Genomic DNA, 22,408 nt, shown 5'->3' with positions numbered 1-22,408 from the left:
GTGTGCGAATATCCCGTCAGGGCTTACACCCAGTCGATACGTTCACCAGCATGTTTTTCACACTCTTGCTTAACCATCTCCGTCAGCTCGAGTTTGGTTTTAGAACAAATCCATTGTTCTTCTCGCCACTGAAAATGGAAGCCGCCCGACCGGGAGGCCAGCCATATTTCGTGCATCGGCTCTTGGCGGTTGATGATGATTTGGCTGCGGTCTTCAAACTCCAGAGTCATCACATTGCCCGACACTTCGTAATCAATGTCTGCACCTGAATCATCGATGGCTTCTTCGATGATTTGCATCTGCGTATCAACCAGTTGATGAAATTCAGTATCGTTCATCCGTCTGTCCTATTGCTTTTCCTGAGTGTGGTGCGATTATAGGGGGCATTGGATTAATAATCACGATATGCAAAATGAAAAAATTACTTACTGTGTGGTTTGTCATGGTGGCGGCAGCTCTTGCGGGCTGTGGGCAGTCAGGCGCACTCTATATTCCGGATGACACTCAACAGAACGAGCAGTCACAATAGATGACCCGATACAGACGGTGAACAGTCAGGGTTTAGCAGTCGAATAAATAAGGGAAGCGAATTTTGGATTACTTCAATTATCAGGATGATGGCCAGCTTTGGGCTGAAGATGTGCCACTCAATTCATTAGCAGAACAATACGGTACGCCGCTTTATGTCTACTCACGGGCGACACTGGAACGCCATTGGAGCGCGTTTGACAGCGCGGTGGGCCAGCATCCCCACCTGGTATGTTATGCGGTTAAAGCGAACTCAAATCTTGGGGTGCTCAACGCACTGGCTCGCTTAGGCTCAGGTTTTGATATTGTCTCAGGAGGCGAGCTGGAGCGAGTTATCGCGGCCGGCGGTGACGCCAGCAAGGTGGTATTTTCCGGTGTGGGCAAAACGACCGCAGAAATGCAGCGAGCTCTGGAGTTAGGGATTAAGTGCTTTAATGTCGAATCTGAACCGGAACTAGAGCGTCTGAATGAGGTGGCAGGCAAGCTGGGTATGATCGCGCCGATTTCGCTGCGGATTAACCCGGATGTTGACGCCAAAACCCACCCCTACATTTCGACTGGCCTGCGAGACAACAAGTTTGGTATTGCGTTTGATCGTGCCCCGGCGGTGTATCAGTTTGCCCAAAGCTTACCCAACCTGAATGTCCAGGGAATTGACTGTCATATTGGCTCTCAGTTGACCGAGATTGAGCCGTTTATTGATGCCACTGATCGCTTGTTGGCTCTGATTGACGATTTGAAAGCGCAAGGTGTCAACATCCGTCATCTGGATGTCGGCGGCGGTTTAGGAGTGGTATATCGTGATGAACTACCCCCACAGCCTTCTGACTATGCCAAAGCATTACTGGGGCGTTTAGCCAATCATCCTGAGCTGGAGTTGATCTTTGAGCCGGGCCGGGCGATTGCTGCCAATGCCGGCGTTCTGCTGACCAAAGTTGAGTTTCTCAAGCACACGGAACATAAGAATTTTGCCATTATTGATGCGGCGATGAATGACCTGATGCGTCCGGCGTTGTACCAGGCATGGCAAGACATCGTGCCGGTTTCGCCGCGTGATGGCGATCCGGTGACCTATGACTTAGTGGGGCCGATTTGTGAAACCGGGGACTTTTTGGGTAAAGATCGTGCGCTGGTGCTGCAAGAAGGTGATCTGCTCGCGGTTCGTTCTGCTGGCGCCTATGGATTTGTGATGTCTTCCAACTACAATACCCGTACCCGAGCGGCAGAAGTCATGGTGGATGGTAAGCAAAGCCACCTGGTTCGCCAGCGTGAGGAGCTGACCAGTTTGTGGCAGCTGGAACAGATTCTACCGGAGTAACACACAGCAAATGCATTTCCATTTTTCAAAAATGCACGGTTTAGGCAACGACTTTATGGTGGTCGACTGCATTACTCAGAACGTGTATTTTTCTCAAGATTTGATCCGCCGCCTGGCGGATCGTCATACCGGGGTCGGCTTTGACCAGTTATTGGTCGTCGAAGCTCCCTACGACCCGGAAACCGATTTTCATTATCGTATTTTTAATGCTGACGGTAGTGAAGTCGAGCAGTGCGGGAACGGTGCGCGCTGCTTTGCGCGTTTTGTCCGCCTTAAAGGTTTAACCAATAAATACCGTCTCAGCGTCAGCACCAAAAAAGGCAAAATGATCCTCGATGTTGATGACGTGGGGGATGTGTCGGTCAATATGGGCATCCCGGAGTTCGAACCCGGTAAGATCCCATTCAAAGCCAAGCAGCAAGAGAAGACCTATATCTTACGTGCCGGTGACAAGACGCTGTTCTGCGGTGCCGTCAGTATGGGCAACCCCCATGTGGTGACTGTGGTGGATGATATCGAAACGGCGGATGTAGATACGTTAGGTCCGTTACTTGAATCCCATGAACGTTTCCCTGAGCGGGTTAATGCTGGCTTTATGCAGGTCACATCACGCGATCATGTACACTTGCGGGTGTATGAGCGCGGCGCAGGAGAAACACAAGCGTGCGGCAGCGGTGCTTGTGCAGCCGTTGCGGTGGGTATTATTCAGGGTTTGCTGGATGAGAGTGTCAAAGTCAGCCTGCCGGGCGGTGACTTACAGATCCGCTGGCAGGGGCCGGGGCATCCGCTGTACATGACCGGCCCGGCAACCCATGTTTTTGATGGGCAGCTGTCGTGTTAGTAGAAGAAAGAGGAAACGATTTGTCTGACGTACAAGCCGATGCGCTGACAGCCGAAGTGGTGGCGGAGTATCTGCAGGATCATCCCGATTATTTTGTTAACCGACCAGAGCTGCTCGATCGGCTGTCAATGCCACATACCGATTTAGGGACGGTTTCCCTGGTGCATGTGCAAATGAATCGTCAGCGTCAACGGATTGAAGAGCTGGAAGAAGAGATCACGGCGCTAATGTCTTTGGCGGCCAATAATGACCGGACGTTTTATGAGTTTATGGATCTGCAAGGGCAAATCCTGAAGTGTAATGATTTCCAGCAAGTCATTCATGCCATTGAGCAGAAAGCTATCGAGTTAGGTTTACAGGCCTACGTGCGCCTGTTTAGCCAGTGTGATGCCGAGGTTCAGCTGAGCAAGGAGAATTACCAGCGTTTTGCCACCACGCACCTGAACGGTAAGGACGCATATTTGGGCCGTCTGCGTAAAATGGATCGTGAGGCTTTGTTTGGTGATATGGATGTGCCGGAAATGGGCTCTTATGTGGTGCTGCCCCTGGTCAAAAAACAACCCCTGGGCGTGCTGGCGTTCTCCAGCCAGGAAGGCGGGCATTTTCAGCCAGACATGGATACGCTGTTTTTGCGTCACCTTTCACTGGTTGTCGCTCATCTGGCGCAGACTCTGGTATGGCAAACTCATCATGACGACAACACCCAACACACCTCTGCCCAGTAGCCTCAGACGGCCGCTGGAGCGTTTCTACGAATTCCTGCGCAGTGAGAAAGGACTAAGTTTACATACTCAGCGTAACTACAAACAGCAGTTGGAAACCATGGCCAGTCATTTACTGGAAATGGGGCTTACCGAGTGGTCTGCGGTGGACGCCGGCTGGGTTCGCCAGCTGGCCGGTAAGGGGATGCGTGAAGGGCTGAAAGCCAGTAGTCTGGCCACCCGTTTGTCTTCGCTGCGCAGTTTTTTTGATTTTCTGATCCTGCGCGGTGAGATGTCAGCCAATCCGGCCAAAGGTGTTTCCGCGCCACGTAAAAAGCGACCATTGCCGAAAAATCTCGATATTGATGAAGTCAGCCAGTTGCTGGATGTCGATGAAGACGATCCGCTGGCGGTGCGCGATCGGGCGATGATGGAGCTGATGTATGGCGCCGGTCTGCGTTTGGCGGAGCTGGTGAGTGTGGATGTCCGTGATGTGCACTTGCGAAGCGGTGAGCTGCGGGTGATCGGTAAAGGCGATAAAGAGCGCAAAGTGCCATTTTCCGGTTTAGCCACGGAATGGGTCGCGAAATGGCTTAAGTTGAGAGGCGGCATCGCTGCCGCTGGTGAGCCGGGGTTGTTTGTCTCCAAACTTGGCACGCGAATTTCTCATCGCAGCGTACAAAAACGTATGGCGGAATGGGGGCAGAAACAGGCCGTGGCGAGCCACATCAGTCCGCATAAACTGCGTCACTCCTTTGCTACCCATATGCTGGAATCGAGCAATAATTTACGTGCCGTGCAAGAGTTGCTGGGGCATGAAAATATCTCTACCACCCAAATCTATACCCATCTGGATTTTCAACATCTTGCGCAGGCTTATGATCAGGCCCATCCACGTGCGCGTAAGAAGAGTAATGAATAAACCGATGAAATTTTACCGCCGTATCGCCCCGGTTAAGGCCATGACGTTCGATCTGGATGACACCTTGTACGACAATGCACCAGTGATCCAGCGTATGGAACAGCAATTGCTGGCTTGGTTGCAGTCTTATCATCCTGCAACCCGGTCTTTGGAGCGTACACAGTGGCTGGCACTCAAAAAGCAGGTTGTCAGACGTGACCCGCAACTGCGCCACGATGTTACCCGTTGGCGGTTAGAGCAGCTCCGCGAAGGCTTTTGTTTGTGCGGCTACCCTCAAGCGCAGGCGTTACAGGCGGCGCAGCAGGGGGTTGATATCGCACTCTACTGGCGCAGTCAGATCGAGGTCCCTGCGGCCACACACCAGATATTGACGCAGTTAGCTCAGCATATACCGCTGGTCGCCATCACCAACGGCAACGTTGATTTGGCCAGGATTGGTCTGGCTGACTATTTCACCGCATGCTATCAAGCTGGGCCGGATGGGCAGGCAAAACCCGCGCGTGACCTGTTTGATCTGGCGCACAATCAACTGATACTACCGAGAGCAAACATTTTGCACGTCGGTGATCATCTCACTAGCGATATCGAGGGGGCAAAGCGGGCCGGTTTTGCGGCTTGTTGGTTGAATGATATGAATAAAAATGTCATTAAACAGAGTGAAATTCGCACTTTGCCGGATGTTGAAATTTCCGAACTAGCGTGGCTGAATACGCTTTTGTAACGACTGTCGCATTAATAAGCATCGTCATTGATATTAGTCTAGCCAAGCCTTATCAAGCAACGTAAATTACTTAGTTAAAAGTAAAACTCGTCATCATGGATGGATGAGTGAATCACGGATAGGGCTTAACACAACGACATGCAAACGACGTCTCAGTTGGTCAGCGATGTCAGTCAGCTAAATGATTTTTTAGGCAGTTACGACTGGCAGAGCGATAAACAATACTTAGTACAGATACTTTCGACTCAATCAAGGCAGCAGGCGTCGTTATACGCACAATCTATTCTGACTACTTTGCCGTATGCCCACGTGATTGGGCATAGCACCCGTACCCTGATTCTGGCCGGAGATGTTCATACGCAAGGCAGTTTAGTTATCATCTGTGCATTTGCCGATACCCAACTGACTTCAACAGCCCAACCTTATACGTTTAGCCCGGATTTAGATGGTTATGATCTCAAGCTCGGCCTGAAACTCAAACATAATACCCAGGCGGTTATCAGCTTCGCCGTGCAGCAGGAGGGGCGGGATTACCCCCTGTATCGTGCGTTTTCTTCTTCAGAGCCGATGGTGTCCGGCGGCCTGGCACAAAGTACCGATCATGGTTGCTGGGTGCTGCATCAAACCAGCACTTATGAGTGTGCCGCCGTGGCGGTGGCGCTGCATAGTGACATATTACAGGTCTGGTCTGCGGCGCATTCAGAGTGGAATCCGGTCGGGATGAGGCACAAAGTGAGCCGTGCGAGTGGGGAGCGGCTGATTAAGCTGGCTGACAAAAGTGCACTGGATATGTATCGGCACTACCTGGCCGATGGTGGTGAGCTGACCCTGGCCCAGTTACAGAACTTTCCTCTTTACCGGGAGTCTCTGGGACGTAAAGAAGTGTGTCACGTGGTCGGGATTCACCCTGACGGTAGTATGGTGTTTGATAAGCCGTGGTGTGTCGGTGATGAAGTGCAGTTCTGCTATAACCACCCGTTGCTGGCGCTACAGCAGATCAAGCATGGTGTGGTTGAACTGGCGATGCACCAGCCGGAAGCTATTCTGATTTACAACTGTGCCTCGCGGGTTGATTTTATTGATGGCAGCCAAGAAGTGATGACGTTTGCCGAGATCGCCCCATCAATGGGAAGCTACTGCAATGGCGAGCTGTTTCGGGAAAAAGATCAGCAAGAAATTCTGCATCACAGCCTTACCTACCTTGCTTTGCGTGAGGGCCGTGAAGTGACTGCACTGAGTATGCCCAGCGAGGAAAGCCGCCACTCGATTTCGCCACTGTTTAATCTGATCCGCAATGCCATTGCCGATCTCAACAGTGTCAACAGCCATATGGAGTACCTGCTTGAACGTCAGGCAAAAAAATTGCAGAAGAGTTTTCGCCTTGACAGCCGTACCGGCTTACAGAACCGCTTGGCATTACAGGACCGGCTGTTGGCGATTGAAGCAGATGAACACCTTATCACCCTGAAGTTACTCAATTTTAATCATATTAATGAAAAGTATGGTTACAGCGTTGGTGACCAATTGTTGCAGGATTTATCCCGTCATTTTCGCAGCCGGTTACGCAAGCGGCTGGGCAAGCAGGCGAGCTTGCAGTTGTACAGCATCGGTGTGGGAGAATGGGCCTTTCTGTTTAAGGCGGACTCGGCCAGCGAGGTGATTAAGCAGCACTTTAGTCGTTTTGCCGACGCAGTTGAGCAGACGAACTTTGAACCCAAAGGGTTAACTGATGTGGACTCCCTGACGGTATCACTGTGTGGCGGGTTAGTCAGTCGCTACGAGTTTCCCGATGCTACCCCGGAAGAGGTGTTGTTGAAAGCGATTGAAGCGCGCCGTGCCGGGGTAAGGAGTAATATCCATATCTGCAACGCGAAAGACGTTGATATCAATGAGGAAGTACGCAGAGAACAGCTTGGCTGGTTAAGCTGCGTTAGTCGCGCCATTTTACAGCAGAATATCGTGACCTATAGCCAGCCGATTGTCCATGCCGGCAGCCACCAGGTGGCCAGCCAGGAGTGCCTGGTCCGGATCGCGGAAGAAGACGGCTCGATTATTCCGCCCGGGCGGTTTTTACCCATCATCGCCGATACCCATCTGTATACCCGTTTAAGCCGACATATGATCCAGAATACCTTGCAATATATGCAAGATAAAACGGGTGACTTCTCGATTAACTTATCCCCGCAGGACTTTTTCAGCGATAAGACCCTGGCAGTACTGGAAGCGGCGATCCTCAAGCTGAACCATCCCCACCGGTTAGGTTTAGAAGTGCTGGAGTCGGAACAGATCAAAGATTATGGCCGGATGATTGAGGTGTGCAGTCACTTTCGCAAGCTGGGGGCAAGGATCATCGTGGATGATTTTGGTTCTGGTTACTCCAACATTGATGAAATCCTAAAGCTGGAACCAGAGGTGATTAAAATTGATGGCAGTCTGATCAAAAATATTGATCAGGATACCAAGCAACGTCAGATCACCGCACAGTTGGTCAGGTTATGTCAGGTGCTGGACGCTAAAACCGTCGCGGAATTTGTCCATAACCAGCAGGTGTGCGAGATTGCCCAGGACATGGGTTTTGATTACCTGCAGGGTTACTATTTAGGGGTGCCGCAGCGCCTGTTTTGATACCTGGTTTCACGTGGAACCAATACGTGAGCAGGGAAACGCCGCGGCCTTTGAATCTGGACAGTCATTGTTTGAGTGCATGACCGCTTTTATCGGCTTTAAACGCCGCAGAGTAGTCATCCAGAAACTCCAGCATATATTGCTGGTTGCTCTTTTCATCCAACTGACCCAATAAATGCGCCGCCACTTCAAAGGTGCACAAGTTGCCGGTTTGTTGGTTGCGCCGTAGTTGGTACTGCGACGGGGCGGCGCTTGTCAGTGCCATTAATGGTACTGAACTCAACCAACGGCTTTTGTTGACCATTTTCCGCGCTTCTTGCCAGGTGGCGTCCAGAATAATAAACAGTGGTTGTTTGTGTTGCTGGTGACTTTGGCTGCTGAGCTGGTCTAATGTCAGGCTGTGCTCGCCCGGAAACAACAGGACCGGAAACAACGCGCTATCTTCTAGTAGTGCCAGCAGGCTGGCTGGTGGGTTTTTGCGATCCCATACCACCGATTCGACATTAAGCTGGCATAGCGCCAGCAGCTTGCCGGTATTGGTGTCGCGTTGCAGCTCGTTAGGGTGTATTAGCCGCAATAAGCGTTGTCGGCTGTGCAGTTTGGGCAACCATGGGCAAAAGCATTGGTGGCGCAAGCCGCAACGCGGGCAAGAACCGGCGGTCATAGTTTCACTCCTTCACGCACCGGACTAATCTGTTCAGAAAACAACCTCACCTCGCTCAGTTGCTCGGGGGTGGCATTCGGCGCCGTGCTGGGGTTAAGTGGGTAGCTGATCCCGCTGTATTGCAGCCGGTGTTTTGCTGTTTCTGCTCCGCCACCACTGACATTGAAGATCAGATCATACCAACCGTGTGACGTTTGCCGTCCTAGGTAGATCGGGCTTTGTACCAAGGTGATACGGCTGTTAAAACGCCACGCCTGCTGATGGGCTTCAAAAATCAGCAGGGTGCAGCCTCCCGAGCCACACCAGTCCAGTTGCACCAGCAGCTCTTCCTGGCCGTCGCCATTCAGATCATAAGTCAGCCAACGGTACTGGTTGTTGTCCGGCAGGGTTCGATGGATGGCAAAATAGTTTCTGACGGCAGCATCAACCTTGGCGTCAAACTGTGCGCTGGATGGAACGTCCTGCCTCTCGGGCGGAAGTGAGTTGCGCGCTGAGGTCGGGTGCTGATCTTCGCTCTGGCGAGACACGGCAGGATAAAGCACCAGGCCACCGCCGGCAATCGGATAGACCACATTGCCTACTTTCTCATGGCTGGCAGTCAGTTGGTTGCCCTGACGGGTAAACAGCCGCTCTGATTGTAAACGCTGCTGTTGGTGATGGGTCATGACCACCTGGATCTGGCTGGGGTTGAGTTGTTGCCAGAATCCGCGTTCTATCAGTGGTGGTTGTCCATCGCCATATTGGTATTGTGTCGTGGCGCTGTGATCGTGGTTCAGTTCCATCTGAACTTCAAACCCTTGTGATAGCGTAGAGGTGGCGACATAAGTGCCGGACCAGTCCAGGGTGGTGTCGATGTTGGCGGTGGTGCCACAGCCCTGGTAGCGATGGCCGTTCAGTTCCAGGCTGGCTTTCCAGCCGTACAGTGAGTTACTCATGGTGTCGGCACACAGGTTTTCTGTCATGCGCAGTTCGCCTTGGTTAAACTGGTATAAACGCTGGCGAGGTTGCCATTGGCGACGCTGAATTGCCAGGGTTTGACTTTCTTGCCCCAGTGGCTGAAAGATCAGGTGATCGGAATGAAACGTCGCTGACCAGGCCGGTTCATTGCCAAATACGCGCGTCGGTTGGTTGGCTTGCTGGCAGCGGTTTGGATTCTCTGCGGTTAATAAGCTGATTTGCTCGACCACGAACTGGGCATCAAAGTCTGCAGCAAACCCATGCGTACCGGAGGGTTTGAGGTAACCGATCAGCTCACCATACATCGGCTGGTAGGGCTGAGTGGTCAGTGCCATCGCCCGTTGGGCCTGCTGGGGGGAAAGCGGCAGCCAGTATTGTTTGTCACTGCCACAGGGCATCAGATACTGGCTTTCATGGCCGATCACCACCTCACCGCGTAAGACAAAGGATTGCGGCTGGATTGACTCTGGCTTATCTAAAAACGCAGTTGGCGAGGCGCTTGGGGCGGTAACATGTTGGCTGGTGGTCACACTACAGGCTTGCAGTGTCATCAGGGCAAAGGCCAATGCCGCTGGGTTTTTGGATACCTTCATGTTATATCTTCCTCATCACTCTAACTGCACCGGATAGCATTATGGCATATTGGCTATTTAAAACTGAACCGGATACCTTCTCGATTGACACACTAAGAACGCAAAACATTGCCTGTTGGGAGGGAGTTCGCAACTATCAGGCACGTAATATGTTGCGTGATGATGTCAAACTGGGTGATCTGGTGCTGATTTATCACTCTTCATGTAAAAATATTGGCGTGGCTGGGGTGGGTAAGGTGGTCAGGGAGGCCTATCCCGACCATTATCAGTTTGATCCGCATAGTGAGTATTTCGACCCGAAATCGGATCCGGACAAGCCACGTTGGTTGATGGTGGATATTGAGTTTGTGCGCAAGACGGCAAGGGTGATCCCGCTGTCAGTCATGAAAGCGATGCCGGAACTGGCCAACATGCCGTTGGTCAAACGGGGTAACCGGTTGTCGGTCATGCCGGTCAGTGACGCTGAATGGCAGGCGATTATGGCTAAAGAGCACTTATCCAGCCGCAGCGAGTCCAGGCAGAGTTAGCTGGAGAAAAAGTAAAGGCAGCCTTGGCTGCCTTTTGCCTGACAATTACAACAAATGCTGCTGTAAGTAGTGGGCTACCGCATCATCGGCATTGCTGCCGATGATTTCATGCTCGGGCAGAGCGGCCTTAACTTTGTGGTGTGATGTGCCCATCACCAGCCCTTTACCCGCCATTGAAAGCATTTCAACATCATTCATCCCATCGCCAAAGGCGATGCAGTTTTCCAGTTCCAATGCCTGGGAGCGGGCTACCGCTTTGAGCGCGTCGCCTTTAGAGACACCGCCGCACATGACTTCCAGGCACCAAGGCGTAGAAAAAGCAATATTGACCTGATCGGCAAACTGTTCACGCAGCTGGTTTTCAAATGTCACCAGGTGGTCGTGATCTTGGTTGGGGTGGGTGAAGAAGATTTTCGCGATCCCTTCGGTTGGGGCATTGTGGTGATCAAACAACTGGTAAGTGAACCCGGAGTCTTTATGGAAGTGGCGCAGTTCATCATCATCTTTGTTCATCAGCCACTGATCATTACGATACATGTGGATAAGAATATCCGGATCGTGCTTGATCGTATCGATCACGGCTTGAACCAGTGATTCCGGCACGTTCTTGCTGTACATCAGTTGGTCATGCTGATCATGCACCCGGGCGCCGTTTGAGGTGATCATGTAAGCCGGAATGCCCACCTGGCTGCGAATACCGGCCACGTCAACATGGTGGCGTCCGGTGGCAAAAATGAAGGTGTAGCCTTGCTCATGCAGTGCTTGAAGCGTTTCCTTGGCATAGGCACTGAGTTGATGGTTAGGTGCCAGTAATGTGCCGTCCAGATCGGAGGCGACGATTTTGGTGATCGTTTTGCAAGGTAACTGTGTGCTCATAAGCCCTCATACGTAGTGGGTAGCGTGGAACAGGGATTTGCCCGGCGGAGGCGATGAATTGGCCTCGCTGCCAGGAGCTGTCAGCAGTGTAAGGCAAAACCGCAGCGAAAAAGAGGGTAAATCCTGGCGCAGAGATTTCCTCTTTAAGCTGGGTAGGTTTCCAGCTCGTTCATGAACTGGAAAATGGCGTCCAACGCCTGATTACGATACTGGTCTTTCTCAAACAGGATTTCATGTTCTGCATCGGCAATGGAGAGCAGTCTGGCGTGGGGATTGGTGCGCTTCAGTTTAGTGATAAAACGTAACTGGGCTCCATTGCTGACGATACGGTCATTACCGGCCTGCACCAATAACACCGGCAAGCTCAGCTGACGGGTTAACAAAGTACACTGTTTGGCTGCCATTAACCCCTGCCATACCCAGCGGGAGCTGGGACCTCCAACCTGGAGTTCTGGCTTTTCAGCATACAAACGTCTGAACCAGTGATAACGGTCATAGCTTTGACTGAGCGGGTTGTCTTCAAACGGTTTAGGGTAGTAAGCCTGCTGGCCAGGTGCGTATTGTGGCCGGGGATACACTGCACTGATGATTTGCGTGATCGGCAGGGCGACCGGACTCAGATACCAGGGCATATCGACCCCAAACATCGGAGCACTGAGGATCAGGCCGTGAAACGGCTGTTGGGGGTGGGTTTGTAAATAACGGGTGGCAATCGCCCCGCCCATCGAGTGGGCCATGACGAAACGGTGCGGATAGCGCTCGAACTGGTGCAGCCGCAGCACACTCTCCATATCGGCAATATAGTCATTGAAATCGTACACATGGCCGATGTCGGAATCTTCGACCAGGCGATCGGATAAGCCTTGTCCGCGATGATCGAACGAGTAGACATCGTAGCCCTGGCGGTACAGGTCGTAAAACAGTTCCTGATACTTCCAGCAGGACTCTATCCGGCCATTGACCACCAGAACTGCCTTGGTGTGCTCCGGCGCGGTGAGTTTGCACCAATAGATTTTCTTTTTCTCGGTTCCGGCAATAAGGCCTTCCTCACGTTGTTGCCAAAGCTGGGCGATCGGGCCACCTATGGCTTGCTCAAAACAGTTCTCTTGAGTATAAGTCTTAGGTGAGTGATGAATAGTCATGAGCGGATTACCTGCAGATGCGTTGCTTACGCGTTGTATCATCAAAGAATTAATAAGGAAATGCAATGGATACCCACGTCTGGCTGGCCTATGTGGTCACGGCAGTTGTTTTTAGTCTGGCCCCCGGTTCCGGCACGGTCAACTCGATCAGTAATGGCCTGAGCTACGGAACGCGCAAATCACTTGGTGCGATAGTGGGGCTGCAAATTGGTTTAGCGCTGCATATTGTTTTGGTCGGGGCTGGGATTGGGGCGTTGGTTGCGCAATCCGCGGCGGCCTTTAGTGTGATCAAATGGGTCGGTGCGGCCTATTTGGTCTGGTTAGGTATCCAGAAGTGGCGAGACAACTCAGGGTTGGTTACCAGCCAGGCACAGCAGCCCATGACCGGGCGGGCCCTGTTGTACAAGGCGATCCTGATCAACCTGACTAACCCGAAATCGATCGTCTTCCTGGTGGCACTGTTCCCACAGTTTATCGATCCGGGTCGGGATCAGTTTACTCAGCTGATAGTCCTGGGAGGGACAACGGTGGTGATCGATGCCTGTGTCATGCTCGGTTACACCAGTTTGGCTGCACAAATGGGACGCTTTATTCGTTCAGAGCGGATCATGGGCAAAATAAATAAACTATTTGGTTCAATGTTTGTCGGATGTGGGGCATTATTAGCGGCTGCGAAGTCCTGAGTTGTTAACCGGTTTCTTTTTATATGAAGACTACTTATGTTGCTCGTCAGCCCATTTTTAATCGTAAAAGACAGACTTTGGGTTATGAGTTGTTGTTTCGTGATGGTGAGCGCAATGCTTACCCGGCGCATATTGATTCAAACCGAGCAACGTACCGGCTGATTGTGGAGAACTTCCTTTCGGTCGGAACCAATCCGGTGATTTCCTCATCACGCTGCTTCATCAATTTCCCTTATCAAAGCCTACTACGTCGTTTACCCCGCAGCCTGCCGCGCAACAAAGTGGTCGTCGAAGTACTGGAAACCTGCCCGCCGACCGAAGAACTGCTCGAAGCGGTTCGTGAGCTTTACCGGGAAGGATACCTGATTGCGCTGGATGACTTCACCTTAACTCCAGAGTGGCAGCCTTTCTTGCCTTATGTGCACATCGTTAAGCTGGATGTCATGGCAATGGGATTGGCAAACGCCTGCGAGGTGGTCAAAGCTCATCTGGCGAAACGGGTTAAATACCATTTTCTGGCTGAGCGGATTGAAACTCAGGCGGAGTTTGAGATGGCCAAACAGGCCGGATTCAAGTTTTTTCAGGGGTATTTTTTCAGCAAGCCACAAATTGAGCAAACCAAGTATGTCAGCCCCGAGCAAATTCTCGCGCTGCGACTGTTCCGCGAAGTATGCCAGCCTGAGCCCGATTTCGATTGCATCGAGACCATCATTGCCCAGGATGCCTCGTTGTCGTACAAGTTACTGCGTTTCGTCAACATGCAGGCTCCCAACCTGGAAGTCGAGATAACTTCATTCCGTCAGGCGCTGATCTATCTTGGTCAGGATCGGTTAAAAATGTTCGTTTCCCTGGTCGTGGCATCGTATGTGTCAACGGACAAGCCCAGAGAGCTATATCACCTGTCTTTGCAACGGGCACAATTTTGTCAGCAAATGTCACGTTACCAACCCTTTTCGCAGCGTCATGAGCAAGGCTTTATGGTTGGGTTGTTGTCAATATTGGATGCGATTTTGGATCTGTCGGTCGAGTCGCTGGTGGAACAGCTACCGTTGAGTCAGCCGATCAAGCAGGCGCTTTTGCATCGTGAAGGTGAGTATGGCTCTTTACTTACCCTGGAAGAGTGCTTCGAGCGGGCCGATTGGCAGGGCGTAGAAAAACTTGCCCATCAACTGGGCCTGTCACTGGAGGATGTCAAAACTGAACTGCACAATGCCATGTCATGGAGCCAGACGATGATGGCTGTCTAACTTCTGCCTTCTCTTTCTATCCGGAAATATGAATTTTTGATGACGTTGAGCCTGTGGAAATTGACGTTATCGAAAATAAAGATAAGTATATACGCATATCCATATATAGGTATTTACTTATGCTTCCACATCAGTTTTTCAAATTACTGTCAGATGAAACGCGTGTCCGTTGCTTAATGCTGGTCGCCCGCGAGGGGGAAACGTGTGTCGGTGACTTAGCGCATGCGCTGCAAGAGAGCCAACCGAAGATTTCTCGTCATCTGGCTCAGTTACGCTCACACGGCATTTTGCTTGATACCCGCCAGGGACAGTGGGTGTTCTACAAGCTGTCTGATACCTTGCCAGGCTGGACAAAAAAACTGATTGAGGATTTGGTGGCCTCTCACTGTTTAAAGCAGGAGTACCAACAAGATATTTCACGTTTACACGATAAAAACCGTGTGGCTTGCTGTTAACCGGAAGGGAAAGGTAGAAGAGTATGACGATTAAAGTAGGGATTAATGGCTTCGGCCGGATTGGGCGTTTAGCGTTGCGTGCCGCGTTTGACTGGCCGGAAATGGAGTTTGTCCATATCAACGATGTGGCCGGAGATGCCACGACTTTGGGTCACTTACTGGAATTTGATTCTGTGCAGGGCCGCTGGCACCACGAGGTGCAGGTCGAGGGAGAGGCGTTACTGATTAACGGTCAGCGGATCACCACTTCCCAACAGCGCGATATTAACGCAGTGAACTGGTCGCAATGTGACGTAGTGATCGAAGCTACCGGGGTACACCGCAAGTCTTCGTTGCTTGACCAGTACTTAGACCAGGGCGTGAAACGTGTTGTGGTCAGTGCGCCGGTCAAAGAGCCGGGCATTGCCAATATAGTCGTGGGGGTGAATGATGAAATTTTCCAACCAGAGCTACACCACATTGTCACGGCGGCATCGTGTACTACCAACTGTATTGCCCCGGTGGTGAAAGTTATTCACGAGAAACTGGGCATTGAGCAGTCCTCTTTTACCACCATTCACGACCTGACCAATACCCAAACCATTTTGGATGCCCCGCATCAAGATTTACGTCGCGCCCGTGCCTGTGGCATGAGTCTGATCCCGACCACGACCGGCAGCGCGACGGCGATCGTGGAAATTTTCCCGGAACTGAAAGGCAAAATTAACGGCCATGCGGTGCGTGTCCCGCTAGCTAATGCCTCGTTGACGGACATCATCTTTGATGTAAAACGTGATACCACGGCTGAAGAGGTGAATGCACTGCTGAAAGAGGCCTCCGAAGGGGAACTGAAAGGCATTTTGGGCTTTGAAGCGCGTCCGTTGGTGTCTATCGATTACCGCGGCGATCAGCGCTCGACTATCGTCGATGCGCAATCGACGATGGTGGTGGGATCGCGCATGGTGAAAATCTATGCCTGGTACGACAATGAAATGGGTTACGCGACACGGACCGCAGAGCTGGTTCGCAAAGTTGGCCTGGCATAAGGAGCGACACGATGACACATCCAACTTGGCAACTTGACCTTAATTCCGGCGCACTGATCCTGACGCCTTGTCCCGGTACCAAAGGTGTGGATTTGTCCACCTCTCTGGCGCAGCTCAAACAGCAGGGCGTCGAGGCGATTGTTACGGCATTGGATGAGGCGGAGCTGGCATCCAAATCCGTCTCAGAGTTAGGGGCTTTGAGTGAGCAACTTGGTATGCAGTGGTTTCAGATCGAGATTGAAGACGACTGTGCCCCGGATGGCTCGTTTGCTGGTAAATGGCAGCAGGCCAGTCCGGCCTTACACCAGATCCTGGCGCAAGGCGGCAAGGTTGCCTTGCACTGTATGGGGGGATCGGGGCGTACCGGGTTATTTGCCGCGCACCTGTTGCTGGAACAAGGCTGGGTCCTGGCTGATATCGTGCGGGAAGTGCAGGCACTGCGACCGGGCGCTTTTACCAAGCCGGTGCAGGTGGAATACATCGAGCAGGTTGCTCGGGCATCCTGATCAGCCAAATCAGCATTTGGGTCATCATGATCCAAATGCCTTTCTGGCGGCTGCATACTGAACAGATGGAGTGATTATGATTGCGGGATTAAGCCATAGCATTCGTCAGTACATGATCGTGACGTTTAACTATTGGAACTTTACCCTTACCGATGGCGCCTTACGTATGCTGGTGGTGTTGTACTTTCACGATTTGGGGTACTCCACGCTGGCGATTGCGTCTTTGTTCCTGTTCTATGAGTTTTTCGGTGTAGTGACCAATTTAATCGGTGGTTGGTTGGGAGCCAGGCTGGGCCTGAACCGGACCATGAACATCGGCTTGGCCATGCAGGTATGGGCTCTGCTGATGCTGGCCGTGCCAAATGGCTGGTTGACCATACCCTGGGTGATGGCGGCGCAGGCGCTGTCCGGTATTGCGAAAGATCTGAATAAGATGAGTGCCAAAAGCGCCATCAAGACCCTGGTTCCTGACGAGCAGCAAGGTGTGCTGTACAAGTGGGTGGCTATTTTAACCGGCTCAAAGAATGCCCTCAAAGGTGCCGGTTTCTTTGTCGGTGGGCTGCTGTTGTCTTGGGTGGGTTTTCAGAATTCGATGTTGATTATGGCTGGTGTTCTGAGCCTGGTCTTTCTCAGCAGTGTTATCTGGCTGGAGGCCGATATGGGCAGAGCGAAGAGCAAACCTAAGTTTCGGCATATTTTCTCTAAATCAGAGTCCATCAATATACTCTCGGCTGCGCGCATGTTTCTGTTTGGTGCCCGTGATGTTTGGTTTGTGGTGGCGTTACCGGTTTATCTGGGCAGTGTGTTTGGCTGGGATCACCTTTGGGTTGGCGGCTTTCTGGCAACCTGGGTGATTGCTTACGGGTTTGTTCAAGGGCTGGCTCCGCGGATCACTGGCAAAGCCCAGGGACGAGTGCCGGATGGCAGTGCAGCACTGGTTTGGGCCGGAAGCTTAGCGCTGATCACCGCCGCGATTGCCTATGGCGTACAGGTCGGCTGGCAGTCACAGCTCGTGATTGTGGTGGGCTTAATGGTGTTTGGCGCGGTGTTTGCCATTAATTCTTCGCTGCACTCGTACCTGATAGTCAGTTATGCCAAAGGTGATGGGGTATCACTGGATGTCGGTTTCTATTATATGGCCAATGCCATGGGGCGCTTGATTGGTACCGTCTTGTCCGGTTGGGTTTATCAGCAGGCCGGGCTGACGGCCTGTTTGTGGGTTTCCTGTGTATTTTTGGTTCTGACAACGCTCATTTCACTCAAACTGCCCAAAGCGCAGGCGGCAACAGCATAAGCGTCTTGAGATCACTAAGTGGAATGCCACGCGTGACTCCACTTAGTGTCTCACTCGTTGTAATCTCGGGTACTGGTGCGTCAATGCTGAGTTAAAATTAAGAAAAAACAACTTGTTAAACATTACCTCAGGCGATATTTACCCTATGCTATAGTCTAGAGAGACCTAACAATAGGAAAGGATATGAGAGAGCGGGTTCTGTTTTTCGACTTGCTGCGCTGTGTCGCGGCGGTGGCGGTGATTGCCATTCACGTATTAGCGCCATATCGCCACGAGTTGGGTGCCATTCCTTTGGAGCACTGGCTGACGGCTGTTGGGGTCAACAGTGGCAGCCGTTGGGCGGTACCGGTGTTTATTTTGATCACCGGAGCATTGATGCTGAGCGATACTCGTCCGTTTGATGCGCCTTATTATATCCGGCGCCGCTTAGGCAAAGTACTGATCCCGTTTTTAATCTGGTCACTGTTTTATGCCTACTTGTCCGGATGGACGGCCCAAGGCTTTGATTTTGATATTGTAAAAGAGGCGGTCAGCAACAGTTTTTATCATGAGACCTATTACCACCTTGGTTTCTTCTACTATTTCATTCCGCTCTATTTCGTTATCCCGTTCTTCCAGTGGCTGGTTCGCAGTGTCGATGACAACGTGATTTATACTTACTTGGTATTTTGGCTCCTGAGCAGTTTCTTGTATTTACTTAAAATTGACGGGCCGTGGAGCAATCACTTGTGGCTCTACATGGGCTACTTGCCATTGGGCTATGTGCTATTCACAAAAGTACCGCTGCAGCGCTCTGTGCTGACTTTGTTTGTCGGGCTGGGGATCACGGCTTTGGCGGTAACCTTTACCATGGTGGTAACCAATAGCTTGGAAGCCGATAAATACACGGTTGGCCGATGGCTATCGTACAAAACGCTCAATGTGGTATTAGCGGCATCGATGATTTTTATGCTGTGTCGGTATGTGGGAGAAGGGCTATCGCAATCGGCGCAAGCGGCAGTAAGCCTGATTAGCAAGCACAGTTTGGGTATTTACCTGTTACACCCGATATTCCTGTGGCCGATGAAAGAGTTTGCCTGGTACCAGGGACATCCGCTGTGGGTGATCCCGGTGTGGATTATTATCAGTGGTGGCGGAGCCTTGGCATTGAGTATGTTGTTCTCAACCTCTGCCAAGACTCGCTGGTTATTACCTTAGTCAGCTTAACGTTTGCCGGCAAAGTGTAAGAACTGATCCCCACGATAGGTCAGTATGCCTTTATCTCCAGGATTAAGAGCATGAAAATAGTGGACGCCAACCTGAAACTCCCGTTTAGGACCCATAGCGCCGCGTTGCACATAGATCCAATACTCCTGGTCATCTTGGCCGGGTTGTGCGTCGGGAATTTCAATAGCCTGCTTATCCAAAACGGTGACCTTGGCAGTTTGCTCGGGCGCGCTTTCTCCACAATAATGTTTTTGGTAGAAGCGATAAAACACCCAGCTTCCGAGGGCAATGAGCGCGATGAGAGCCAAAATAAGTGAAATAGGCATGACGATCTCCATAGTGTCGTTGCCGGTTATTTTACAGAACTCATCTAATAATCATCGGCTCGGGACAACTTATTCGTGATCTGGATGAGGAAGCATGATTTTTCTTCGGCGTGCTTCACAGTTTATCTGCGTGCAAGGGCACAATTTGAAAGGAAACTTTCCGCGAATGGCTCGAAAAAGCTCTAAATTTATAGAAGAATAAAATCAATAACTAAGGACAGATCGAGTAAGGATGGTTGTGATGTCTGAGATTGAAAATGTAGTCATGCGTACCCGAAAGCTCGAACAACTGCTGCGCACTAAATACCACGCAGAAGGTAAGGGGCTGCATCAGCTGATCACCAGTTGTGAAGAACGACTGCCACATGATGTGATTGCTAAGCTACGTTTTATTGCAACGGTGCGGGATAAAGTTGTTTATGACGAGGACTATCAGCTCGATGATCGCAAAGGCTTCATGGCCGTATGTGATGACTGTGAAAAAGAGTTGACGCCAAGAAGCTCACGTTTTATTTGGCGAGTGGCTATTTTGTTGATGACACTGATTACACTAGCTGCACTGGGGTTCTACTATTTACATTGGGATGTGTTGGTGAAGCACTTCCCATAACCACAGTCAAGCGAATAAAAAAGGGACGCATTTGCGTCCCTTTTTTATTTTTATTCAATTGCTTAGTACATCATAGGCAGGGTCATTAAACCAACAACCACTGCAATCATTACCAGCCCTTGTCTTTGTGAAGAAGAAATCATAACTCTGCCCCTTTAAACTTGATGAACTTGATGAAGTAACTATAGCATTATTTTTGAGCATTGATCAACATAAACATGTAAAGCTTTTCAAAAGTCATACTTTACTAAGCCATTTATTGCCAGATTATGGGAGATAAACTGTGTGTTTTAGTTGGTTTTAAATTGTCCTATTTCCTATTTGCCAGTAACATTCTTATATAAGTTGTTGATATTTAATTATTAATTTTTGGTGTGATATTGATTAAAAAGTGTTTATGCTGATTATTGTCGTCTGGATCTTTAATGGCCTTTAGTCTGGCAAAAGGTTGTCAAAGTGTCCTTGGTTTTGGCTTAAGTGAAGTGATGAAATGGATGAAGGGCATTTTGCTATCAGTGCGTGAGGTTATTGCTGCGCGAGTAAGCGTAATGGTATCTAATTGATAGTTAGCGGTTGAATTCGTTGGTTTTCTATAAAAAAGCCTTTATTTACAATCACATGTTTTGAGTTTTGTTTCTGGGTGTTTTGGGTTTTATTGCTGGTTTTTAGGTGTTTGCTGTGTGGTTGGTTTGTTTTGATGGCTAAATGCTTGGCCAAACGTTTGCTTTCTGTGTTGCATAAGAGGCTGGCAGTGCATCGTGATCAGGGGGGGGGTTGGCGGCATATAAGGTGGAAATTGCCGTGTCACAAACAAAATCTGTTGAATCGCTAGCGAGATCCAACTTTCACCGATTGCATCTTTACATACCCGTTTGGCTACCTAGACTAGCGGCGAGATTAAGCAAAAGGTGTGTGCAGCATGTGGAGTTGGTTGGCTATCGGGTTATCTGGTGTATATTCGATGTTGGGGGCGAAACAGGCCAACCCAACCCAGTCCCTGGGGTTCAAAATTTTGACCTTGTTGCTGTTGATGATCCTGGCCCTGACCCAAGGGGCACCTGCTGCGTATACCTATTGGATCGCTGGTGGATTGGCGGTGTTTATATTGGCTGACACACTGCATGCTTATCATTGGCGTAAGACGTTGTATTTCACTTGCTACCTGGTCGCCCAACTGTGCTACAGCAAAGCGTTTTGGCTTCAGTTCAATGGTGAGGTGATCTGGTGGTTATTGGCCTTGCTCCTCGCGGCAAGCATCGTGGCTTTTTTCTTACTTCTGCCACAGTTAGATTCATTGGTCTTTCCTGTGGTGACGATGGGGCTCGTACTGGTACAACTAGCGTGGGTCGCCGGAGAGGTGTGGCTCCAAACTCCAACCTGCGCCAGTGCCATGGGTTTTTTGGGCACCCTGGTGATGACCTATTCTGCACTGGCTTATGCACTGCATGGCTACCGTAAATCGATGAAGCGGGCCTATGTCTGGGTCATTGGCAGTTACTTTTTTGCGAACGCGTTGATTGTTGCTTCACTGATTTACTAACCGAGGTCAATGCGCAGTTAGCGCAACGTCCGCTATCTTAGTTGCTTGATTACTCGAACCGGAGCCTGTATGAGCACTATTCATGCCCATGAGCTGTTAGCCTTACTGCGTGAAACGCCAATGAGCCGTGATGAACTGACGGCCCATTTTGGTCCAGCTACCCACTTCCATACCTGCAAGTTGTCTGATCTTGATCTGGACGCTTTGCTGGTTTTCCTATTGCAGCGCGACAAAGTTCGTGAGGCGGAAGGGAAGTTAGTGGTGAATCTCGCGCGGATCTGTAACCACTAAGCTTGAGGGCGTCACGGCAGAATTCTTTTTGTCACCCCTGACTGAGGCAGAACCACTTTGCTATACTGGCCGCGATTTTTTCCAGTCGAGGCCAGTACATGGATATTCTTTCTGCAGCCACTATGCTGTTTCTTATTATGGATCCACTGGGTAACTTACCCATCGTGTTGTCTATTCTCAAACACCTTGATGCCAAGCGCCGGCGAAAGGTGCTGATCCGTGAACTGATCTTTGCTTTACTGATCCTGATGCTGTTTTTGTTCGCCGGTCAGAGTATTCTCAGTTTTTTGCATGTCCAGCCGGAAACCCTGAGTATTTCAGGTGGCATCATTTTGTTTATTATTGCGATCAAAATGATTTTTCCCTCTGCTGGTAGCATTACCGGGCTGGCCGCCGGGGATGAGCCGTTTATTGTGCCGATGGCAATCCCGATGATTGCCGGACCGTCGGTGATCGCCGCGCTGCTGCTGCTCTCTTCCCAGCATCCGGATAAAATGATGGAGCTGTCTGCGGCGGTTATTCTGGCCTGGGGGGCGACGTTTTTTATTTTGATGTTTTACAGCTTTTTCCACCGCATTCTTGGTGAGCGTGGCCTCAAAGCGGTGGAGCGCTTAATGGGCTTGTTGCTGGTGATGATCTCAACCCAAATGTTCCTCGATGGGGTGAAAAGTTATTTAGGCTAGTACTCTGACCCGTCCTGATATGGGTTGACACTTTTTAACTAAAACGCTCGATGTACTTCATCGGGCGTTTTGTATTTCAAAGCCGTATGAGGCCTCATTTGATTATAGATCTCTACGGATTCTGCTA

25 protein-coding genes and 1 pseudogene are annotated in these 22,408 nt (G+C 50.7%); 19 read left to right on the top strand and 7 right to left on the bottom strand.

Annotated features, from left to right (window positions below):
- Positions 1 to 23: 23 nt before the first annotated feature.
- Positions 24 to 338: an iron donor protein CyaY gene (gene cyaY / locus P2G85_RS19820; protein ID WP_275865790.1), complete on the bottom strand. Its 315-nt coding sequence runs from the start codon at positions 336 to 338 to the stop codon at positions 24 to 26.
- Between cyaY and P2G85_RS19815 the strand changes: the two are divergent.
- The 7 genes and pseudogenes from P2G85_RS19815 (at position 318) to P2G85_RS19785 (ending at position 7,656) form a co-directional block, all read left to right on the top strand.
- A pseudogene (locus P2G85_RS19815) lies at positions 318 to 529 on the top strand (lipoprotein). The gene cyaY and the pseudogene P2G85_RS19815 overlap by 21 nt on opposite strands.
- A 63-nt stretch (positions 530 to 592) precedes the next feature.
- Positions 593 to 1,846, top strand: coding sequence for a diaminopimelate decarboxylase (gene lysA, locus P2G85_RS19810; protein ID WP_275865789.1), 1,254 nt, complete (start codon positions 593 to 595; stop codon positions 1,844 to 1,846).
- Between the two features lie 10 nt (positions 1,847 to 1,856).
- The gene (gene dapF / locus P2G85_RS19805; RefSeq protein WP_275865788.1) at positions 1,857 to 2,687 is read left to right on the top strand and encodes a diaminopimelate epimerase; all 831 of its coding nucleotides are present in this window, start codon (positions 1,857 to 1,859) and stop codon (positions 2,685 to 2,687) included.
- Positions 2,681 to 3,412, top strand: coding sequence for a DUF484 family protein (locus tag P2G85_RS19800; RefSeq protein WP_275865787.1), 732 nt, complete (start codon positions 2,681 to 2,683; stop codon positions 3,410 to 3,412). Before dapF ends, P2G85_RS19800 begins: the two co-directional genes overlap by 7 nt.
- Positions 3,378 to 4,310, top strand: a complete 933-nt coding sequence (xerC, locus tag P2G85_RS19795) for a tyrosine recombinase XerC (protein WP_275865786.1) — start codon at positions 3,378 to 3,380, stop codon at positions 4,308 to 4,310. Before P2G85_RS19800 ends, xerC begins: the two co-directional genes overlap by 35 nt.
- A gap of 4 nt (positions 4,311 to 4,314) precedes the next feature.
- Positions 4,315 to 5,031: a 5-amino-6-(5-phospho-D-ribitylamino)uracil phosphatase YigB gene (gene yigB / locus P2G85_RS19790; RefSeq protein WP_275865796.1), complete on the top strand. Its 717-nt coding sequence runs from the start codon at positions 4,315 to 4,317 to the stop codon at positions 5,029 to 5,031.
- Positions 5,032 to 5,169: 138 nt separating this feature from the next.
- Positions 5,170 to 7,656 (top strand): EAL domain-containing protein, encoded by a 2,487-nt coding sequence (locus P2G85_RS19785; protein ID WP_275865785.1) that lies wholly within the window; start codon positions 5,170 to 5,172, stop codon positions 7,654 to 7,656.
- 64 nt (positions 7,657 to 7,720) lie between these two features.
- On the opposite strand, the gene P2G85_RS19780 is transcribed toward P2G85_RS19785, so the two are convergent.
- Together P2G85_RS19780 and P2G85_RS19775 are read right to left on the bottom strand one after the other, a co-directional pair.
- Positions 7,721 to 8,320, bottom strand: a complete 600-nt coding sequence (locus P2G85_RS19780) for a DTW domain-containing protein (protein ID WP_275865784.1) — start codon at positions 8,318 to 8,320, stop codon at positions 7,721 to 7,723.
- The gene (locus P2G85_RS19775) at positions 8,317 to 9,870 is read right to left on the bottom strand and encodes a hypothetical protein (RefSeq protein ID WP_275865783.1); all 1,554 of its coding nucleotides are present in this window, start codon (positions 9,868 to 9,870) and stop codon (positions 8,317 to 8,319) included. The genes P2G85_RS19780 and P2G85_RS19775 overlap by 4 nt, the downstream gene beginning before the upstream one ends.
- Positions 9,871 to 9,911: 41 nt before the next feature.
- Between P2G85_RS19775 and P2G85_RS19770 the strand changes: the two genes are divergently transcribed.
- Positions 9,912 to 10,397 carry an EVE domain-containing protein gene (locus tag P2G85_RS19770; protein WP_275865782.1) on the top strand — a complete coding sequence of 162 codons (486 nt, stop codon included), beginning with the start codon at positions 9,912 to 9,914 and terminating at the stop codon, positions 10,395 to 10,397.
- 45 nt (positions 10,398 to 10,442) lie between these two features.
- Here P2G85_RS19770 and P2G85_RS19765 read toward each other — a convergent pair whose 3' ends face one another.
- A complete protein-coding gene (locus P2G85_RS19765; RefSeq protein ID WP_275865781.1) occupies positions 10,443 to 11,273 on the bottom strand; it encodes a Cof-type HAD-IIB family hydrolase in 831 nt (276 codons plus the stop codon).
- Between the two features lie 143 nt (positions 11,274 to 11,416).
- Positions 11,417 to 12,415, bottom strand: coding sequence for an alpha/beta fold hydrolase (locus tag P2G85_RS19760; protein WP_275865780.1), 999 nt, complete (start codon positions 12,413 to 12,415; stop codon positions 11,417 to 11,419).
- Between the two features lie 65 nt (positions 12,416 to 12,480).
- Between P2G85_RS19760 and rhtB the strand changes: the two genes are divergently transcribed.
- From rhtB to P2G85_RS19725, 7 genes are all read left to right on the top strand, one after another.
- Positions 12,481 to 13,098, top strand: a complete 618-nt coding sequence (gene rhtB, locus P2G85_RS19755) for a homoserine/homoserine lactone efflux protein (RefSeq protein ID WP_275865779.1) — start codon at positions 12,481 to 12,483, stop codon at positions 13,096 to 13,098.
- A 23-nt stretch (positions 13,099 to 13,121) separates the two neighbouring features.
- A complete protein-coding gene (locus tag P2G85_RS19750) occupies positions 13,122 to 14,345 on the top strand; it encodes an EAL and HDOD domain-containing protein (RefSeq protein WP_275865778.1) in 1,224 nt (407 codons plus the stop codon).
- 119 nt (positions 14,346 to 14,464) lie between these two features.
- Positions 14,465 to 14,800: a metalloregulator ArsR/SmtB family transcription factor gene (locus P2G85_RS19745; protein ID WP_275865777.1), complete on the top strand. Its 336-nt coding sequence runs from the start codon at positions 14,465 to 14,467 to the stop codon at positions 14,798 to 14,800.
- 23 nt (positions 14,801 to 14,823) lie between these two features.
- Positions 14,824 to 15,825 carry an ArsJ-associated glyceraldehyde-3-phosphate dehydrogenase gene (locus P2G85_RS19740; RefSeq protein ID WP_275865776.1) on the top strand — a complete coding sequence of 334 codons (1,002 nt, stop codon included), beginning with the start codon at positions 14,824 to 14,826 and terminating at the stop codon, positions 15,823 to 15,825.
- Positions 15,826 to 15,836: 11 nt separating this feature from the next.
- Positions 15,837 to 16,331 (top strand): cyclin-dependent kinase inhibitor 3 family protein, encoded by a 495-nt coding sequence (locus tag P2G85_RS19735; protein WP_275865775.1) that lies wholly within the window; start codon positions 15,837 to 15,839, stop codon positions 16,329 to 16,331.
- A 76-nt stretch (positions 16,332 to 16,407) separates the two neighbouring features.
- On the top strand, positions 16,408 to 17,625 hold the full coding sequence (arsJ, locus tag P2G85_RS19730) for an organoarsenical effux MFS transporter ArsJ (RefSeq protein ID WP_275865774.1): 1,218 nt from the start codon (positions 16,408 to 16,410) through the stop codon (positions 17,623 to 17,625).
- Positions 17,626 to 17,808: 183 nt separating this feature from the next.
- Complete coding sequence (locus P2G85_RS19725; protein WP_275865773.1) at positions 17,809 to 18,822, top strand: acyltransferase; 1,014 nt, start codon at positions 17,809 to 17,811, stop codon at positions 18,820 to 18,822.
- A 5-nt stretch (positions 18,823 to 18,827) separates the two neighbouring features.
- Here the strand turns inward: P2G85_RS19725 and P2G85_RS19720 are convergent, their stop codons facing one another.
- The gene (locus tag P2G85_RS19720) at positions 18,828 to 19,157 is read right to left on the bottom strand and encodes a DUF2500 domain-containing protein (protein ID WP_275865772.1); all 330 of its coding nucleotides are present in this window, start codon (positions 19,155 to 19,157) and stop codon (positions 18,828 to 18,830) included.
- A 241-nt stretch (positions 19,158 to 19,398) separates the two neighbouring features.
- On the opposite strand from P2G85_RS19720, the gene P2G85_RS19715 reads away from it, so the two are divergent.
- The 4 genes from P2G85_RS19715 to P2G85_RS19700 all read left to right on the top strand — a co-directional run bounded on the left by P2G85_RS19715 (position 19,399) and on the right by P2G85_RS19700 (position 22,281).
- A complete protein-coding gene (locus P2G85_RS19715) occupies positions 19,399 to 19,767 on the top strand; it encodes a DUF4145 domain-containing protein (RefSeq protein WP_275865771.1) in 369 nt (122 codons plus the stop codon).
- A 919-nt stretch (positions 19,768 to 20,686) separates the two neighbouring features.
- Positions 20,687 to 21,307: a lysoplasmalogenase family protein gene (locus P2G85_RS19710; protein WP_275865770.1), complete on the top strand. Its 621-nt coding sequence runs from the start codon at positions 20,687 to 20,689 to the stop codon at positions 21,305 to 21,307.
- 69 nt (positions 21,308 to 21,376) lie between these two features.
- Positions 21,377 to 21,598 carry a YecH family metal-binding protein gene (locus P2G85_RS19705; protein ID WP_275865769.1) on the top strand — a complete coding sequence of 74 codons (222 nt, stop codon included), beginning with the start codon at positions 21,377 to 21,379 and terminating at the stop codon, positions 21,596 to 21,598.
- A 98-nt stretch (positions 21,599 to 21,696) separates the two neighbouring features.
- A complete protein-coding gene (locus P2G85_RS19700; protein WP_275865768.1) occupies positions 21,697 to 22,281 on the top strand; it encodes a YhgN family NAAT transporter in 585 nt (194 codons plus the stop codon).
- Positions 22,282 to 22,319: 38 nt separating this feature from the next.
- Here the strand turns inward: P2G85_RS19700 and P2G85_RS19695 are convergent.
- A partial coding sequence (locus P2G85_RS19695; protein WP_141107335.1) for an integrase core domain-containing protein occupies positions 22,320 to 22,408 on the bottom strand: 89 nt, incomplete at its 5' end.

It is taken from the genome of Vibrio sp. CAU 1672 (assembly GCF_029223195.1).
Lineage (GTDB): Bacteria > Pseudomonadota > Gammaproteobacteria > Enterobacterales > Vibrionaceae > Vibrio.
Note: the sequence above shows the minus strand (reverse complement) of the source record. Positions and strands in the feature narration are given on the sequence as shown.